This is a genomic window from Streptomyces sp. NPDC001351, assembly GCF_042896045.1.
Taxonomy (GTDB): domain Bacteria; phylum Actinomycetota; class Actinomycetes; order Streptomycetales; family Streptomycetaceae; genus Streptomyces.
This window is the reverse complement of sequence record NZ_JBIAWS010000001.1, coordinates 812283-828260: the sequence shown is the minus strand read 5'-3', so window position 1 is coordinate 828260 and position 15978 is coordinate 812283. Positions and strand designations below refer to the sequence as shown.

Sequence of the window (15978 nt, the reverse complement as noted above, 5' to 3'; positions counted from 1 at the left end):
GCGCGCGAGCGCCGCTCAGCCGGCCAGGCAGGACGGCCCGAGCAGCACCTTCAGGTCACCGAAGAGCGCCGGGTCCGGCTTGACGCGGTGCCGGTCCAGGCGCAGGACCGTCGTCTTGGTCGGGCCCTGGAGCTTGATGCGGACCTCGCTGTCGCCCTTGTGGTGGCTGAGGATCTCGCCGAGGCGGCTGACCATCGGCGGGGTGACCCTCGTGGCCGGGATGGTGAGGATCACGGGCGCGTTGGTGCCCGCGTTGGACAGGTCCGGGACCTGGAGTTCCATCGCGACCAGACGGGGTACGTCCTCCCGCTTGTCGAGGCGGCCCTTGACGAACACGACGGCGTCCTCGACGAGTTGGGTCGACACCAGCTGGTAGGTCGCGGGGAAGAACATGCACTCGATGGAGCCCGCGAGGTCCTCGACGGTGGCGATCGCCCAGGCGTTGCCCTGCTTGGTCATCTTGCGCTGCAGGCCCGAGATGATGCCGCCGATGGTGACGACCGCGCCGTCCGCGTGCTCACCGCCGGTGAGCTGGGAGATGCCCGCGTCGGCCTTGTCGGACAGCACGTGCTCCAGGCCGAAGAGCGGGTGGTCGGAGACGTACAGACCGAGCATCTCCCGCTCCTGGGCGAGCAGATAGGTCTTGTCCCACTCCTCGGTGGTGAACTCCACGTCGAGTCCGAAGCCGGGCTCGCTGCTCTCCTCCTCGCCCATGCCGCCGAAGAGGTCGAACTGGCCCTCGGCCTCCTTGCGCTTGACCGCGACGACATTGTCGATCATCGGCTCGAAGTGCGCGGTGAGGCCCTTGCGGGTGTGCCCCAGGGTGTCGAAGGCACCCGCCTTGATCAGCGACTCCGTGGTGCGCTTGTTGCACGCGACCGCCTCGACCTTGTCGAGGTAGTCGGGGAAGGAGGCGTACTTGCCCTTGGCATTGCGGCTCTTGATGATCGACTCGACCACGTTGGTGCCGACGTTGCGGACGGCCTCGAGGCCGAAGAGGATCACGTCGTCGCCCTGGGCGGCGAAGTTGTGCACCGACTCGTTGACGTTCGGCGGGAGCACCTTGATGCCCATGCGGCGGCACTCGTTGAGGTAGACCGCCGACTTGTCCTTGTCGTCCTTGACGGAGGTCAGCAGCGCGGCCATGTACTCGGCCGGGTGGTTGGCCTTGAGGTACGCCGTCCAGTACGAGACCAGGCCGTACGCGGCCGAGTGCGCCTTGTTGAAGGCGTAGCCGGCGAAGGGGACCAGCACGTCCCACAGGGCCTGGATGGCCTCGTCGCTGTAGCCGTTCTTCTGGGCGCCGGCCTGGAAGATGGTGAAGTTCTTCGCCAGTTCGTCCGGCTTCTTCTTGCCCATCACGCGGCGCAGGATGTCGGCCTCGCCGAGCGAGTAGCCGGCGATGATCTGGGCGGCCTTCTGCACCTGCTCCTGGTAGACGATCAGGCCGTAGGTGACGTCCAGGACCTCCTTGAGCGGCTCCTCCAGCTCGGGGTGGATCGGGGTGATCTCCTGGAGCTTGTTCTTGCGCAGCGCGTAGTTGGTGTGCGAGTCCATGCCCATCGGGCCGGGACGATAGAGCGCGGAGACGGCGGAGATGTCTTCGAAGTTGTCGGGCTTCATCAGACGCAGCAGCGAGCGCATGGGGCCGCCGTCGAACTGGAAGACGCCGAGGGTCTCGCCGCGCTGGAGCAGTTCGAAGGTCTTGGGGTCGTCCAGCGGGAGGCTCAGCAGCTCCAGGTCGATGCCCTTGTTGGACTTCACCATCTTGACGGCGTCGTCCATGATCGTCAGGTTGCGCAGGCCGAGGAAGTCCATCTTCAGCAGGCCGAGCGACTCGCAGCTCGGGTAGTCCCACTGCGTGATGGTCACGCCGTCGGTGTGGCGCACCCACACGGGCACGTGCTCGGTGATGGTCTCGCTGGACATGATCACGCCGGCGGCGTGCACGCCCATCTGCCGGACGAGGCCCTCGACGCCCTTGGCGGTGTCGATGACCTTCTTCACGTCCGGCTCGTTCTCGTACATCCCGCGGACCTCTCCCGCCTCCGAGTAGCGGGGGTGCGAGGGGTCGGTGATGCCGTTGAGGTCGATGCCCTTGCCGAGGACGTCGGCGGGCATCGCCTTGGTGATGCGGTCGCCCATGGCGTACGGGTAGCCCAGCACGCGCGCGGAGTCCTTGATCGCGTTCTTGGCCTTGATCTTGCCGTAGGTGCCGATCATGGCGACCTTGTCGGCGCCGTACTTCTCGGTCACGTACCTGATCACTTCGACGCGCCGGCGCTCGTCGAAGTCGATGTCGACATCGGGCATGGAGACGCGCTCGGGGTTGAGGAACCGCTCGAAGATCAGGCCGTGCGGGATCGGGTCGAGGTCGGTGATGCCCATGGCGTACGCGACGATCGAGCCGGCCGCGGAGCCTCGGCCCGGGCCGACCGCGATGCCGTTGTTCTTGGCCCACATGATGAAGTCGGCGACGACGAGGAAGTAGCCCGGGAACCCCATCTGGATGATGACGTCCATCTCGTACTCGACCTGCTTCTGGCGGTCCTCGGGGATGCCGTCGGGGAAGCGGCGCTCCATGCCGCGGCGGACCTCCTCCTTGAACCAGGTGACCTCGGTGTAGCCCTCGGGGATGTCGAACTTCGGCATGAGGTTCTTCGCCTCGAACATGCCGGTGGTGTCGATCTGTTCGGCCACCAGGAGGGTGTTGCGGCAGCCCTCCTGCCAGGCGTCCGAGGAGTCGATGGCGTACATCTCGTCCGTGGACTTCAGGTAGTAGCCGGTGCCGTCGAACTTGAAGCGGTCGGGGTCGGAGAGGTTCTTGCCGGTCTGGATGCACAGCAGGGCGTCGTGGGCGGTCGCCTCGTGCGCGTACGTGTAGTGCGAGTCATTGGTGACCAGCGGCGGGATGCCGAGCTTCTTGCCGATGTCGAGCAGGCCGTCGCGGACCCGGCGCTCGATCTCGATGCCGTGGTCCATCAGCTCCAGGAAGTAGCGGTCCTTGCCGAAGATGTCCTGGTACTCGGCGGCCGACTTCAGCGCCTCGTCGTACTGGCCGAGCCGCAGCCGGGTCTGGAGCTCGCCGGAGGGGCAGCCGGTGGAGGCGATCAGGCCCTCGGACCACTGGGAGATGGTCTCCTTGTCCATACGGGGCCACTTCTGCAGCCAGCCCTCGGCGTAGGCGTCCGAGGAGAGGCGGAAGAGGTTGTGCAGACCCGTCGAGTTCGCCGCCCAGATCGTCTTGTGGGTGTAACCACCGGAACCGGAGACGTCGTCGCGCTTCTGGTGCGGCTGGCCCCACTGGATCTTGCGCTTGTTGCGCCGCGACTCGGGGGCGACATACGCCTCGATGCCGATGATCGGGGTGACCCCGGCCTTCTTCGCGGAATGGAAGAAGTCGTACGCCCCGTGCAGGTTGCCGTGGTCGGACATGGCGATATGGGTCATGCCCATCTCGTTGCACGCGTTGAACATGTCCTTCAGCCGCGCGGCACCGTCCAGCAGCGAGTACTGGGTGTGGACGTGCAGGTGCGTGAACGGCGGCTTTGACACGGTCGGGCCTCCAAGGGAAACGCTGGACGACGGGCTGGCGGACAGTCCTGGGGTCAGCGTCGAAGTCTATGCCTCGGGACTGACAATCCGGGGGCTGCCCCGCGTACCTTCACTGCGAGGATCGCGGGCACTTCCGCGCACCCTCGACCGTTGGAAAAACAGAAACGCCGTCGTACACATCCAGGCACCAGGAGGCACCCCGCGATGTCGGTTCCCCAGCTCATCGACGAGCAGCGCGGCGAGGAGATCCTCGCCGTCTTCGACACCGCCTTCGGCCGGCTCCTGGCCGCCGACCCGGCCGCGTTCCGCGTGAAGTTCCGCAAGATGGCCGCCTCGGCCTTCGCGTTCTACCGGGGTACGGCGTGCCTCTTCTACCACGACCTGGACGCTGAGAAGCGCGGCGGCCCGTACCTGGACGAGCGCACCTCGCGCGTGTGGATCCACGGCGACCTGCACGCGGAGAACTTCGGCACGTACATGGACGCGAACGGCCGCCTGATCTTCAACGTCAACGACTTCGACGAGGCGTACGTCGGCCCCTTCACCTGGGACCTGAAGCGCTTCTCCGCCTCCATCGCCCTCATCGGCTACGCGAAGGCGCTCGCCGACGACCAGATCACCGAGCTGGTCGAGGTGTACGCAGGCTCGTACCGCGAGCGCATCCACGCCCTGGCGACGGGCGCGAAGAGCGACGAGGTGCCTCCCTTCACGCTCGACACCGCGCAGGGGCCGCTCCTGGACGCCCTGCGTGACGCGCGCTCCCTCACCCGCTTCGGGCTGCTGGACTCGATGACGGAGATCCGTGACTTCGAGCGCCGTTTCGCGCCCGGCGGCGGCTCCATCGAGCTGGACGCTGCCACCCGCTACAAGGTGCTCGCCGCCTTCGACGGCTATCTGGAGACGCTGCCGGACGCCTCCCTGGCCCGCCCGGACTCGTACCGGGTGAAGGACGTGGTCGGGCGCCGCGGCATCGGCATCGGATCGGCCGGTCTGCCGTCGTACAACATCCTTCTCGAGGGCCACAGCGACGCCCTGGAGAACGATGTGGTGATCTACATCAAGCAGGCCCAGACCCCGGCCGTCTCCCGGCACATCACCGACCCGGCGATCCGCGACTACTTCCAGCACGAGGGCCACCGCACGGTGATCTCCCAGCGCGCCCTGCAGGCACACGCGGACCCGTGGCTGGGCTGGACCGAACTGGACGGCGCGGGCCAGCTGGTCGCCGAGGTGTCGCCGTACGCCGTCGACCTGGACTGGGGCGACATCGACGACCCGGAGGAGATCGCGGCCGTCGTCGCCGACCTGGGCCGGGCCACGGCCGCCATGCACGCGGCGGCGGACGACACCTCCGGTGAGTCGCTGGTGCCGTTCTCCACCGAGCGCGCCATCGACGCGGCGATCGCCGCCGACGAGGACGGCTTCGCGGGCGTGCTGACCGACTTCGCGCACGGCTACGGCGCACGCGCGCGTGCCGACCACCAGATCTTCGTGGACCTGTTCCGCAACGGCCGGATCCCGGGTCTCTGACGGTCTGCTGTCGGTCCGCCGTCTCACAGGGCACTTTTAGGGGTCCCTTACAGGACCACATGACAGACTCTCCACGCTATGGACATATCCGGGACCCGCATCAGAGCGCTTCGCGCGGCGCTGTTCACGGCACTCGTCGTGACGCTCAGCACCGCGTCGCACGTGCTGCTGTCGCGGGTCCCGCTGCCGCTCAACACGGTGGCCGCGGTCGCCGCCGCCGTGTTCACGGTCGCCTACGCCCTGGCCGGACGGGAGCGCGGTTTCGCGCGGATCGCCGCCCTGCTGATCCCGCTGGAGCTGGCCGCCGACACGGTCTTCACCACCGGCCAGCACGTCTGCTACGGCCGCGCGGGCGGTCCGGTCGCCGGTCCCCTGCGCTCGGTCGGCTTCGACGTGCTGTGCGGCAACGGCACCGGCATCGGCTCCGGGGCGACCGCCCCGCTGGCACGCGTGACCGGCACCGGCACCGACCGGCTCGCCGCCCTGCTCGCCCACGCCGACCCGGCCACCGCCTGGCTGCTGCTGGCCGCTCATGTAGGCGTCGGCCTGCTGGCCGCCGCCTGGCTGCGCCGCGGCGAGCGGGCGCTGGCCCAACTGGTCCGCGCGGTGACCGCGACCACCTTCCGTCCGCTGCTGCTGGCGGCCGCCGCGGTGACCGTCCGGCCTGCCGCGCCGGCGCCCCTCGTACGGCACACCGGCGGCCCCGCGGCCGGCGCCCGCGAGCGGATCCTCGTGCACTCCCTGGGACGGCGTGGCCCGCCGTGCTCGGTCGTCTTCGCCTGAGCGACACCAGGTGCGCCGCACGGCATACACCGTCACTGCGCACAGCACCTGAGCACGACCAGTCCCCCACACGTATCCCGCGTACGACGTATGCGGTCCCACATGGAGAACACCGACATGAGCAAGCGGAACAGCCAGGCCTCGAAGACGGCGGCCCGAGAGCGGCTGCGGCAGGAGCGCGAGCGCCAGGCCAAGAGGGCCAAGGCCAAGCGGCAGGCCATTGTGGCCGGTTCGGTGGTGGCCGTACTGGCGGCGGCCGGCGGCATAGGCTACGCCGTCGTCCAGGCCAACAAGCCCAGCTACTGGGAGGGCCTGAAGGACGCCAAGGTCACGGCCCCCGCCAACACCACGGGGGCCAACGGCACCACGGTCGTCATCGGCAAGAGCACCGCCAAGAAGACCCTCAAGGTCTATGAGGACCCGCGCTGCCCCGTGTGCGCCCAGTTCGAGCAGGTCGTCGGCCCGACCTTCAAGAAGGACCTCGACGAGGGCAAGTTCAAGTTCCAGTACGTCGGCGCCACCTTCATCGACCGGAAGGACAACGGCCAGGGCTCCAAGAACGCGCTGAGCGCTCTGGGCGCCGCGCTGAACGTCAGCGACCAGGCCTTCCTCGACTACAAGACCGCGATGTACTCGGCGCAGTGGCACCCGGACGAGACGCAGGACAAGTTCAAGGACGACTCCTACCTCATCAAGATCGCCCAGACCGTTCCCGCGCTGAAGGACAACACGAAGTTCCAGGACGCGGTCAAGAAGGGCACCTACGACGCCTGGGCGATGGCCATGTCGAAGACCTTCGACGACAACAAGGACGGCGTGACCGGCACCCCGGGCTTCGTCATGGACGGCAAGCAGCTCTTCGCCGACGGCAAGAGCACGCCGCTCCTGACGGTGGCCGACTTCAACAGGGTGGTGGGGGCGGCCCTCAAGGGCTGACGCCGAAAGGGCTGACGCCCACGGGGAATCCAGCCTCCGCATGAAGAGCGGGCGAACATTCCGGGTTCGCCCGCTCTCACGCATACCGATCAGTAACCTGTTCGGTCGTGACCAGTCGATACAGATCATCCGGGGCGTCCCAGGCCCTCAACTCGCTCTCTCCGCGCCGCCGTACGGTCGTCAAGGCCGCGGCGGCGACCGCTGTCCTGGCCGGACCGCTCGCCGCCGCGCTCCCGGCCCGCGCGGCCGCGGACGCCCCCGCCTTCCTGCACGGCGTCGCCTCCGGCGACCCGCTGCCCGACGGCATCCTGCTGTGGACCCGGGTGACGCCCACCGCCGAGGCCATACCCGGCTCGGGGCTCGGCCCGGACACCGAGGTCAGCTGGGTCGTCGCCAAGGACAAGGCGCTGACGAACATCGTCGCCAAGGGCTCGACCACCGCGACTGCCGCCTCCGACCACACCGTCAAGGCGGACATCCGGGGCCTGGAGCCGGCCACCGACTACTGGTTCCGGTTCTCCGCCGGCCCCACCGACTCCCCGCTCGCCCGCACCCGTACGGCGCCCGCCGCCGACGCCGCCGTGCCGGGCCTGCGCTTCGGCGTGGTCACCTGCGCCAACTGGGAGGCCGGCTACTTCGCCGCGTACCGCCATCTCGCGGCCCGAAACGACCTGGACGCCTGGCTGCATCTCGGCGACTACATCTACGAGTACAAGTCCGGCGAGTACGCGGCCCGCGGCACCGTCGTCCGCCCGCACGCGCCGACGAACGAGATCATCACCCTCGCCGACTACCGCACCCGGCACGGCAAGTACAAGACCGACCCGGATCTGCAGGCCCTGCACCACAAGGCGCCGGTCGTGGCGATCTGGGACGACCACGAGTTCGCCGACAACGCGTGGTCCGGCGGCGCGGTCAACCACACCGAGGGCGCCGAGGGCACCTGGACCGACCGCAAGGCGGCCGCCAAGCAGGCCTACTTCGAGTGGATGCCGGTCCGCCCGGCGATCGCGGGCACCACCTACCGCCGGTTGCGCTTCGGCAAGCTCGCCGACCTCTCCCTCCTCGACCTGCGCTCCTTCCGCTCCCAGCAGGCGTCCACGGGCTCCGGCTCGGTGGACGACCCGGACCGCACGATCACCGGGCGGGCCCAACTCGACTGGCTGAAGGCGGGGTTGAAGGCCTCCGACACCACCTGGCGGCTGGTCGGCAACTCGGTGATGATCGCGCCGTTCGTCATCGGCTCGCTCACCGCCGACCTGCTCAAGCCGCTGGCCAAGCTGCTGAGCCTGCCGCAGGACGGCCTCGCCGTGAACACCGACCAGTGGGACGGCTACACCGACGACCGCCGCGAGCTGCTGGCCCATCTCACCTCGAACGCGATCGGCAACACCGTCTTCCTGACCGGCGACATCCACATGGCGTGGGCCAACGACGTGCCGGTGGACGCCGGTACGTACCCGCTGTCCGCCTCGGCCGCCACGGAGTTCGTCGTCACCTCGGTGACCTCCGACAACCTCGACGACATCGTGAAGGTCCCCGAGGGCACGGTCTCCGCGATCGCCTCGCCGATCATCAAGGCGGCCAACCGGCACGTCCACTGGGTCGACACCGACCGCCACGGCTACGGCGTCCTGGACCTCACCGCCGAGCGCGCGCAGATGGACTACTACGTCCTGTCCGACCGCACGAAGGCCGACGCGACCTCCGCCTGGGTGCGTTCGTACCGCACGCGCACCGGCACCCAGAAGGTCGAGCGGACGTACGACCCCGTATAGCGGGCCGGAGGGCTTCTACAGGGTCTCGAGGAAGCCGAGCGCCACCCGCCAGGTGGCCTCGGCGGCCTCCTCGTCGTAGTCCGGCAGCCCGGGGTCGGTGTAGAGGTGGCCCGCCCCCGCGTATCTGTAGACCTCGACGTCAGCGCCCGCCCTGCCCATCTGCAGATACCAGGCGCTCAGCCAGTCGTCCGTCTCGAACGGGTCCGGCTCGGCGACATGCAGCTGGACCGGCAGGTCGTCCACGGCCGCGTTGGGCGCGATGTCCGACGTGCCGTGCAGGAGCAGCAGCCCGCGCGCCTTCTCGTCGCCGAGCGCGAGGGTCTGGGCGATGGAGGCGCCGAGCGAGAACCCGGCGTACACAAGGCCCCGCTCCGAGTAGGGCGCGGCGGCCAGGACGGCTCTCTTCAGCAGCTCGTCCTTGCCGATCTCGTCGTTGAAGGCCATGCCCTCTTCGACCGTCTCGAACGTACGCCCGTCGAAGAGGTCCGGGGTCCACACCTCGTGCCCGGCGCCGCGCAGCCGGTCCGCGGCCTCGCGCACCGCGGGCCGCAGACCGTAGGTCGAGTGAAAGAGCATGATGTTCATGAGGCCATCGTGCCAGCCGGGACTGACAGCGCCGCCTCGCGGCCGTACCCCGTACGAGCCCGAACTCACATGTTCATGACCCCCCGGAGCCGGTTAGGTTCGCAGGCATGGAGAACGTACTCCGCCCGCTGATCGTGATCGGCGGCTCGGTCGTGCTCACGTTGTTCATCGGCTGGGCCACCGATCTGCTGCTGCGCAAGGCCGACGAGCGGCACGGCGAGACCCCGCTGTGGGGACTGCTGCGCCGCGGCCGCATCCCCTACCAGCTGGTGCTGTGCTCGGCCATGCTCAGAGGCTCCTACGACGAGGCGCAGCTGCTGCAGGAGCACGAGGTCGGCATCGGCCGGACGCTGACCCTGGTGCTGATCGGGTCGACGGCCTGGCTGATGATCCGTATCGCGGCGGCCGTCGTGGAGACGTCCTACTCCCGTTACGCCCGCCTCCACCACGATCCGGCCCGGGTACGGCGCGTGCGCACCCAGGTGTCGCTGATCATGCGGGTGGTCGCGGCGGTCATCGGCGTGGTGGCCACGGCCGCGATGCTCCTGACGTTCCCGGCGATGCGTGCCGCGGGCGCCTCGCTGCTGGCCTCGGCCGGCATCCTCGGCATCGTCGCCGGTGTCGCCGCCCAGTCGACGCTCAGCAACCTGTTCGCGGGCCTGCAGATCGCCTTCGGCGACATGGTGCGGCTCGGCGACACGGTCGTGGTGGACGGCGAGTGGGGCACGGTCGAGGAGATCACGCTGACGTTCCTGACCGTGCGGACCTGGGACGAGCGCCGGATCACCATGCCGGTCTCGTACTTCACCTCGAAGCCCTTCGAGAACTGGTCCCGCGGCAGCAGTCAGATGACGGGCATCGTCTACTGGCACCTCGACCACTCGGCGCCGGTGGAGCTGATGCGCGAGAAGCTCCGCGACATCCTGCGCGAGTGCCCGGCCTGGGACGGCCGCGACTACGGCCTGGCCGTCACGGACACCACCCCGAACACCATGCAGGTGCGGGCCCTGGTGACGGCCAAGGACGCCGACGACATATGGACGGTGCGGGTCACCGTCCGCGAGCACATGGTCCGCTGGCTCTGCGAGCAGCACCCGTATGCGCTGCCCCGCGTCAACACCTCGGACGCGGCCCTGCCGGCGAGCCGGCGCTCCTTCGACAGCTCCCCGGACGGCGCGGCCCGCCGCACACCCGCGCCGAGGACCGGCCGCGGCTAGGGCCTGTCCGGCGGATCAGGTCGGCTGCAAGAAGCTGCGCCTTGCAGCGGGCCCGAGCGGGGTCATGGGGGTGCCCCCGCGCGAGGTGGTTCGAGCGTGGGGGAGCGTGCAGCTGCAAGGCAGAGGAGGGAGTCGACGCCGAGCTGATCCGCCGGACAGGCCCTGACGGCCTCAGTGGCCGCGCTCCGCGCCCCCGTTGACCTGGATCACCTGCGAGGTGACGTGCCCGGCGCCCGGCGAGGCGAGCCAGTGCAGGGTCGCGGCCACGTCGCCAGGGGTGCCGGCGCGCTTGTCCAGGGTGTCGTCGACGAGCCGTGCGCGCCGCGCGGGGTCGATCTGCGGCCCGAAGAACTCGGTGTCCTCGATGTACCCGGGCGCGACCACGTTGGCGGTGATCCCGCGCGGCCCCAGCTCCCGGGCGAGGTCATGGGCGTACGGGTGCAACGCGGCCTTGGCGCCGCCGTACGCCCCGCTGCCGGACCCCCGGTAGGCGGCGATGGAGCTGACGAACAGCACCCGCCCGCCCGGCGTGGCCAGCCGGTCCTTCAGGGCCTCCGTGAGCAGGGCCGCCGTGAGGGTGTTGATCCGGAAGTTGACGGTCCAGTTGTGCGCGACCCGGTCGAGCGGGTCCTCGCTCTCGGCGGCGGGCTCCAGCTGCCCGGTGCCCCCGGCACCGTGGATCAGTACGTCCACGGTCCCGAACTCCCGCTCCACGAAGTCGGCGACGCCGCGCACGGCGGCCGGATCGCTCAGATCCGCCGCGTGGGTCGAAGCGCCCGGCACCGCGGCCTTCTCCAGTACCTCCGCCCGCCGCCCGAGCAGCAGGACCCGGTCCCCGTCCGCCGCGAAGACCTGCGCCGCGGCACGTCCGATCCCCGTACCGCCACCACTGATTACGACATTGCGAGACATGATCCGACCCTACGCACCGCATCCGGGCGGGGCGCTGCATTTACGCGCCCGCCATGTGCAGATCACGAAACCGTCCTCAGCGCAGACTCCGTACGTCGAGATGGCGCAGCACCCGGTCCACGATCTCCGGATCCGCCCCGGGCTCGCTGCGCGCGGCCAGCACCTCGTGCCGTGCCGCGCTGAGCATCTCGCCCTGGATCCGCCGCACCCGCTTCAGCCGGCGCACGCGGTGTTCATGCGCCTCCCGCCGCTCCTCGTCGCCCATCTCCGGGCTGATCCGCACCCCGATCTCGAAGGCCCGCCGCAGCATCTGCTCGGACAGCTCCTCCGGCAGCTCCTCGACCTTCTCGATCTCCCTCAGCCGCCGCTTGGCCGCCTTGGCCGCCCGGACGGCGAGGGACTTCTCGAACTCCTTCTCCCGCTCCGTGTCGGCCTCCACCCCCAGCCGCTTCACCAGCCACGGCAGGGTCAGCCCCTGCAGCACCAGCGTCCCCATGATCACCCCGAAGGCGATGAACACGATCTCGTCCCGGTCGGGAAAGGCCGAACCGTCGTCGGTCCTCAGCGGAATCGCCAGCGCCAGGGCCACCGAGGCCACTCCCCGCATCCCCGACCACCACATGACGACGGTCTCCCGCACGCTCATCGGGATGTCCTCGTCGTGGTCCCGTCCGGCGTGCAGCCGCTTGGTGAGCCAGGTCGCCGGCAACAGGTACACCAGTCGTACGACGACCACGACGGCCACGATCACGCCCGCCCAGCCGAGCATCTCGCCCCAGCGCCCGGACGCCGTCCGGATCGCGTTGTGCAGTTCGAGGCCGATCAGCCCGAAGGCGACACCCGTGACGAGCGTGTCGACGATGTCCCAGAAGGCATGCCCGGTCAGCCGTGCCAGCACGTCGTCGGCGTCGGTGGCGTACTCCGCGAGGAACAGGGCGGTCGTGAGCACGGCGAGCACACCGGAGCCGTGCAGCTCCTCCGCGAGGACGTACGAGGCGTACGGCACGAGCAGCGTCATCCCGATCTGCAGGGTCGCGTCGCCCAGCAGATCCATGAGCCGGTTGGCGCCCCAGCCGAGCGCGAGCCCCACCGCCACGGCCACCACGGCGGACAGCACCAGGTCGAGCGCCGCACGTCCCGGTGTGAAGCTGCCGCTGACGGCGGCGGCGATCGCCACGTGGTACAGCACGATCGCCGTGACGTCGTTGAACAGGCCCTCGCCCTCCAGGATGGACACGAGCCGGCGGGGCAGCCCGAGCTGTCCGGCGACCGCGGTCGCGGCGACCGGGTCGGGCGGTGCGACAAGCGCGCCGAGTGCCACGGCGGCGGCGACGGGCAGCCCCGGCACGATCGTGTGCGCGACGACGGCCACGCACACGGTGGTGACGAACACCAGCGCCACCGCCAGCAGGAAGATCGGCCGCCGGTTCGCCGCGAACTGCCGCCAGGACGTGCGCCGCGCCGCCGCGTACAGCAGCGGCGGGAGCAGCAGGGGCAGGATCAGCTCCGGCGGGACGTCGACGTTCGGCACGAAGTCGGCCACGGCGAGCACGATCCCGAAGAGGGTCATCAGCACCGGCGCCGGCAGTCCGAACCGGTCCCCGACCGGGACGCTCACCAGGGCCCCGAGCAACAGCACGAACAGCAGGGCCAACTGATCCACGGTCAGCGCTCCGGGAAGGTCGACATACGGGCAGCGGCTTTCAAGCCTGCCATGCCGCCGTCGCCGCGAGCCTTTTCGGGCCTTGCTACAGAGCGCGCCGCATCGCCCGGTGCGGGATGCCCGCCTCCGGGTACTCCGGCCCGTACGCCTCGTATCCCAGCCGCTCGTAGAACCCCAGCGCATGCGTCTGCGCGTGCAGATCCACCGCCGCGAGCCCGCGCGCGCGTGCCGCGTCCTCGATGGCCCGCACGAGGGCGATGCCGACGCCGAGCCCACGGGCCTCCTTGGCGACGGCGAGCCGCCCGAGCGACCCCACCGTCAGGTCGTCGCCGACCTTGGCGGCGGCCGCCTCCCCGTACAGCAGGCGTCCGGTGCCGAGCGGCACCCCGTCCTCCCGCACGGCCAGCACCTGCACGGCCACGGCGTCGTACGCGTCGTACTCGAGGTCCTCCGGGACACCCTGCTCCCGGACGAAAACCTCCTTGCGCACCGCGAAGCACGCCTCCCGGTCGGCGGGGTCCTCGGCGACACGCACCTCGTACGCGTGCGTGCTCATCCGTACGTCTCCTCGCGGACCTGGTCGAGGGCCTTCTGCAGATCGGCCGGGTAGTCGCTGGCGAACTCCACCCACTGGCCGTCCGAGGGGTGCTCGAAGCCGAGCCGCACGGCGTGCAGCCACTGGCGGGTCAGGTGCAGCCGCTTGGCGAGCGTCGGGTCGGCTCCGTACGTCAGGTCGCCGACGCAGGGGTGGCGGTGGGCGGCCATGTGGACGCGGATCTGGTGGGTGCGCCCGGTCTCGAGCTTGACGTCGAGCAGCGAGGCCGCGCGGAAGGCCTCGATGAGGTCGTAGTGCGTGACCGAGGGCTTTCCGTCCGCCGTGACCGCCCACTTGTAGTCGTGGTTGGGGTGGCGGCCGATGGGAGCGTCGATGGTGCCGCTGGTCGGGTCGGGGTGGCCCTGGACGAGCGTGTGGTAGCGCTTGTCGACCGTGCGCTCCTTGAACTGGCGCTTGAGCGAGGTGTACGCGCGCTCCGACTTGGCGACCACCATCAGGCCCGAGGTGCCGACGTCGAGGCGGTGCACGATGCCCTGGCGCTCGGCGGCGCCGGAGGTGGAGATGCGGTAGCCGGCCGCGGCGAGGCCGCCGATGACGGTCGGCCCGCTCCAGCCGGGGCTCGGGTGGGCGGCGACACCGACCGGCTTGACGATCACGACCACGTCATCGTCGTCGTGGACGATCTCCATGCCCTCGACCGGCTCCGCGACGATCTGCACCGGAGCGGGCGCCTGCGGCATCTCGACCTCGAGCCAGGCTCCCCCGCTCACCCGCTCGGACTTGCCGACCACCGACCCGTCGACCGTGACCTTCCCCGCGGCGGCGAGCTCGGCCGCCTTGGTCCGGGAGAAGCCAAACATGCGGGAGATGGCGGCGTCGACGCGCTCGCCCTCCAGGCCGTCGGGCACGGGCAGGGTACGGATCTCGGGAATCGTGCTCACCCGTCGAGTATGCCGGACACCGCCGACAGCCCCGAACGAGCCTGTGGAAAGCCCGGACTCAGTCCTTGTGGACGGTCCCGTCCGGGTCGAGCCCCCTGAACGACAGCAGCACGATCAGGATGCCGCCGCACACGATCGCCGAGTCCGCCAGGTTGAAGACGGCGAAGCCCTTGGGCGAAATAAAATCGACGACGCGGCCCTCGAAGACGCCCGGCGAGCGGAAGATCCGGTCGGTGAGGTTGCCGAGCGCACCGCCGAGCAGCAGGCCGAGCGCGACCGCCCAGGGCAGGCTGTAGAGCTTGCGGGCGAGCCGGGCGATCACCACGATCACGGCCGCCGCGATCACCGTGAAGATCACGGTGAAGGCCGCGCCGAAGCCGAAGGCCGCGCCCGCGTTGCGGATCGCCTCGAACTGCAGCCAGTCCCCGATGATCTGGATCGGCGCGTGGTTCTCCAGCTTGGCGACCACGATCATCTTGCTGACCAGGTCGAGGGCGTACGCGAAGGCGGCGACCGCGAACAGCACGGCGATACGGCGCTTGCCCCTGGGGCGTGCGGTCTCGCCCTGCTCCGGCTCGGTCCCCGCCGCCTCTGGGGTGTCCGGCGTACCGATGATGCGCTCCGCCTCTGCCACGTGAGTCCTTCAACCTAGGTACCTGACTGAGGACGAGGGTACGACACGCGCGCGTACGGCCTCAGTACCGGCGTTCCTGCTTCTGCTTGCACTCCACGCACAGGGTGGCCCGCGGGAAGGCCTGCATACGGGCCTTGCCGATGGGGTTGCCGCAGTTCTCGCACAGGCCGTAGGTACCGGCGTCCAGCCGTACCAGGGCGCGCTCGGTCTGTGTGAGCATCTCGCGCGCGTTGGCCGCGAGGGCCAGCTCGTGCTCGCGTGTGATGTTCTTGGTGCCGGTGTCCGCCTGGTCGTCGCCCGCGCCGTCCCCCGAGTCCCGCATCAGACCGGCGACGGCGCTCTCGGACGAGCTGATCTCCTCGCGCAGCCGCTCCATCTCGGACAGCAGCTCGGCACGGGCCTCCTCGACCTCCTCCGGGGTCCAGGGGTCCTCACCGGGGCGCACTGCAAGCTCGCCCGGCTCCGCCGCGGCGACCCGTGCCTTGGGTACGGCGGTCTTGGCCGCCGCGGCCGTGCCAGGAGTCTTCTTCGCAACCACCGTCGTGGCTCCCGTCTGCTCCGCGGCCTTGGCCGCGCCCGCCTTCTTGGCCGTGCTCTTCCTGCCGTCACGCTTCGCGACAGCGGTCTCCTTACCCGCCCATCGGGCGCCGCCACCCTCGACCGTGCTCTTCGCCGCCGCGGACTTGCCGCCCTTGCCGCCGCCTTCCCGCCCGCCCGTGCCGGTTTCGGCGGTCGCGTCCGGGCCGGCGGCTCTGCCGGCTGCGTCTTTCTTGCCTGCCGCTCTCTTCACAGCCGACTCCTTCACCGCCGCGCCCGCCTTCTTCGCCGCCGACTGCCCAGTACCCCGTTCAGCACCATCCCGAGCAGCACTTCCCCCGGCCACGGCCC

Annotated in this window: 13 protein-coding genes; 5 read left to right on the top strand and 8 right to left on the bottom strand. The window is 70.0% G+C overall.

The features are described from left to right. Positions 1-15 precede the first annotated feature (15 nt). Positions 16-3555: a DNA polymerase III subunit alpha gene (gene dnaE, locus ACFY1U_RS03750; protein WP_390692509.1), complete on the bottom strand. Its 3540-nt coding sequence runs from the start codon at positions 3553-3555 to the stop codon at positions 16-18. Between the two features lie 204 nt (positions 3556-3759). Between dnaE and ACFY1U_RS03745 the strand changes: the two genes are divergently transcribed. From ACFY1U_RS03745 to ACFY1U_RS03730, 4 genes are all read left to right on the top strand, one after another. Further along, complete coding sequence (locus ACFY1U_RS03745; RefSeq protein ID WP_390692508.1) at positions 3760-5085, top strand: DUF2252 domain-containing protein; 1326 nt, start codon at positions 3760-3762, stop codon at positions 5083-5085. A gap of 78 nt (positions 5086-5163) precedes the next feature. Beyond that, positions 5164-5868: a hypothetical protein gene (locus tag ACFY1U_RS03740; RefSeq protein ID WP_390692507.1), complete on the top strand. Its 705-nt coding sequence runs from the start codon at positions 5164-5166 to the stop codon at positions 5866-5868. A gap of 117 nt (positions 5869-5985) precedes the next feature. Beyond that, positions 5986-6804 carry a thioredoxin domain-containing protein gene (locus ACFY1U_RS03735; RefSeq protein WP_390692506.1) on the top strand — a complete coding sequence of 273 codons (819 nt, stop codon included), beginning with the start codon at positions 5986-5988 and terminating at the stop codon, positions 6802-6804. A gap of 107 nt (positions 6805-6911) precedes the next feature. Further along, on the top strand, positions 6912-8582 hold the full coding sequence (locus ACFY1U_RS03730; RefSeq protein ID WP_390692505.1) for an alkaline phosphatase D family protein: 1671 nt from the start codon (positions 6912-6914) through the stop codon (positions 8580-8582). A gap of 15 nt (positions 8583-8597) precedes the next feature. Here the strand turns inward: ACFY1U_RS03730 and ACFY1U_RS03725 are convergent, their stop codons facing one another. After that, positions 8598-9167 (bottom strand): dienelactone hydrolase family protein, encoded by a 570-nt coding sequence (locus ACFY1U_RS03725; RefSeq protein ID WP_390692504.1) that lies wholly within the window; start codon positions 9165-9167, stop codon positions 8598-8600. A gap of 107 nt (positions 9168-9274) precedes the next feature. On the opposite strand from ACFY1U_RS03725, the gene ACFY1U_RS03720 reads away from it, so the two are divergent. Next, entirely contained in the window at positions 9275-10384 is a 1110-nt protein-coding gene (locus ACFY1U_RS03720; protein WP_390692503.1) for a mechanosensitive ion channel family protein, read from the top strand. A gap of 171 nt (positions 10385-10555) precedes the next feature. Here the strand turns inward: ACFY1U_RS03720 and ACFY1U_RS03715 are convergent, their stop codons facing one another. The 6 genes from ACFY1U_RS03715 to ACFY1U_RS03690 all read right to left on the bottom strand — a co-directional run bounded on the left by ACFY1U_RS03715 (position 10556) and on the right by ACFY1U_RS03690 (position 15880). Further along, on the bottom strand, positions 10556-11296 hold the full coding sequence (locus ACFY1U_RS03715) for an SDR family NAD(P)-dependent oxidoreductase (RefSeq protein WP_390692502.1): 741 nt from the start codon (positions 11294-11296) through the stop codon (positions 10556-10558). 76 nt (positions 11297-11372) lie between these two features. Further along, positions 11373-12959, bottom strand: coding sequence for a Na+/H+ antiporter (locus ACFY1U_RS03710; protein ID WP_390692501.1), 1587 nt, complete (start codon positions 12957-12959; stop codon positions 11373-11375). Between the two features lie 85 nt (positions 12960-13044). Then, positions 13045-13515: a GNAT family N-acetyltransferase gene (locus ACFY1U_RS03705; RefSeq protein WP_390692500.1), complete on the bottom strand. Its 471-nt coding sequence runs from the start codon at positions 13513-13515 to the stop codon at positions 13045-13047. Continuing rightward, positions 13512-14456, bottom strand: a complete 945-nt coding sequence (locus ACFY1U_RS03700; RefSeq protein WP_390692499.1) for an RluA family pseudouridine synthase — start codon at positions 14454-14456, stop codon at positions 13512-13514. Before ACFY1U_RS03700 ends, ACFY1U_RS03705 begins: the two co-directional genes overlap by 4 nt. A 58-nt stretch (positions 14457-14514) precedes the next feature. Next, positions 14515-15090, bottom strand: a complete 576-nt coding sequence (gene lspA, locus ACFY1U_RS03695; protein ID WP_390692498.1) for a signal peptidase II — start codon at positions 15088-15090, stop codon at positions 14515-14517. Between the two features lie 61 nt (positions 15091-15151). Continuing rightward, a complete protein-coding gene (locus tag ACFY1U_RS03690; protein ID WP_390692497.1) occupies positions 15152-15880 on the bottom strand; it encodes a TraR/DksA family transcriptional regulator in 729 nt (242 codons plus the stop codon). Positions 15881-15978 lie beyond the last annotated feature (98 nt).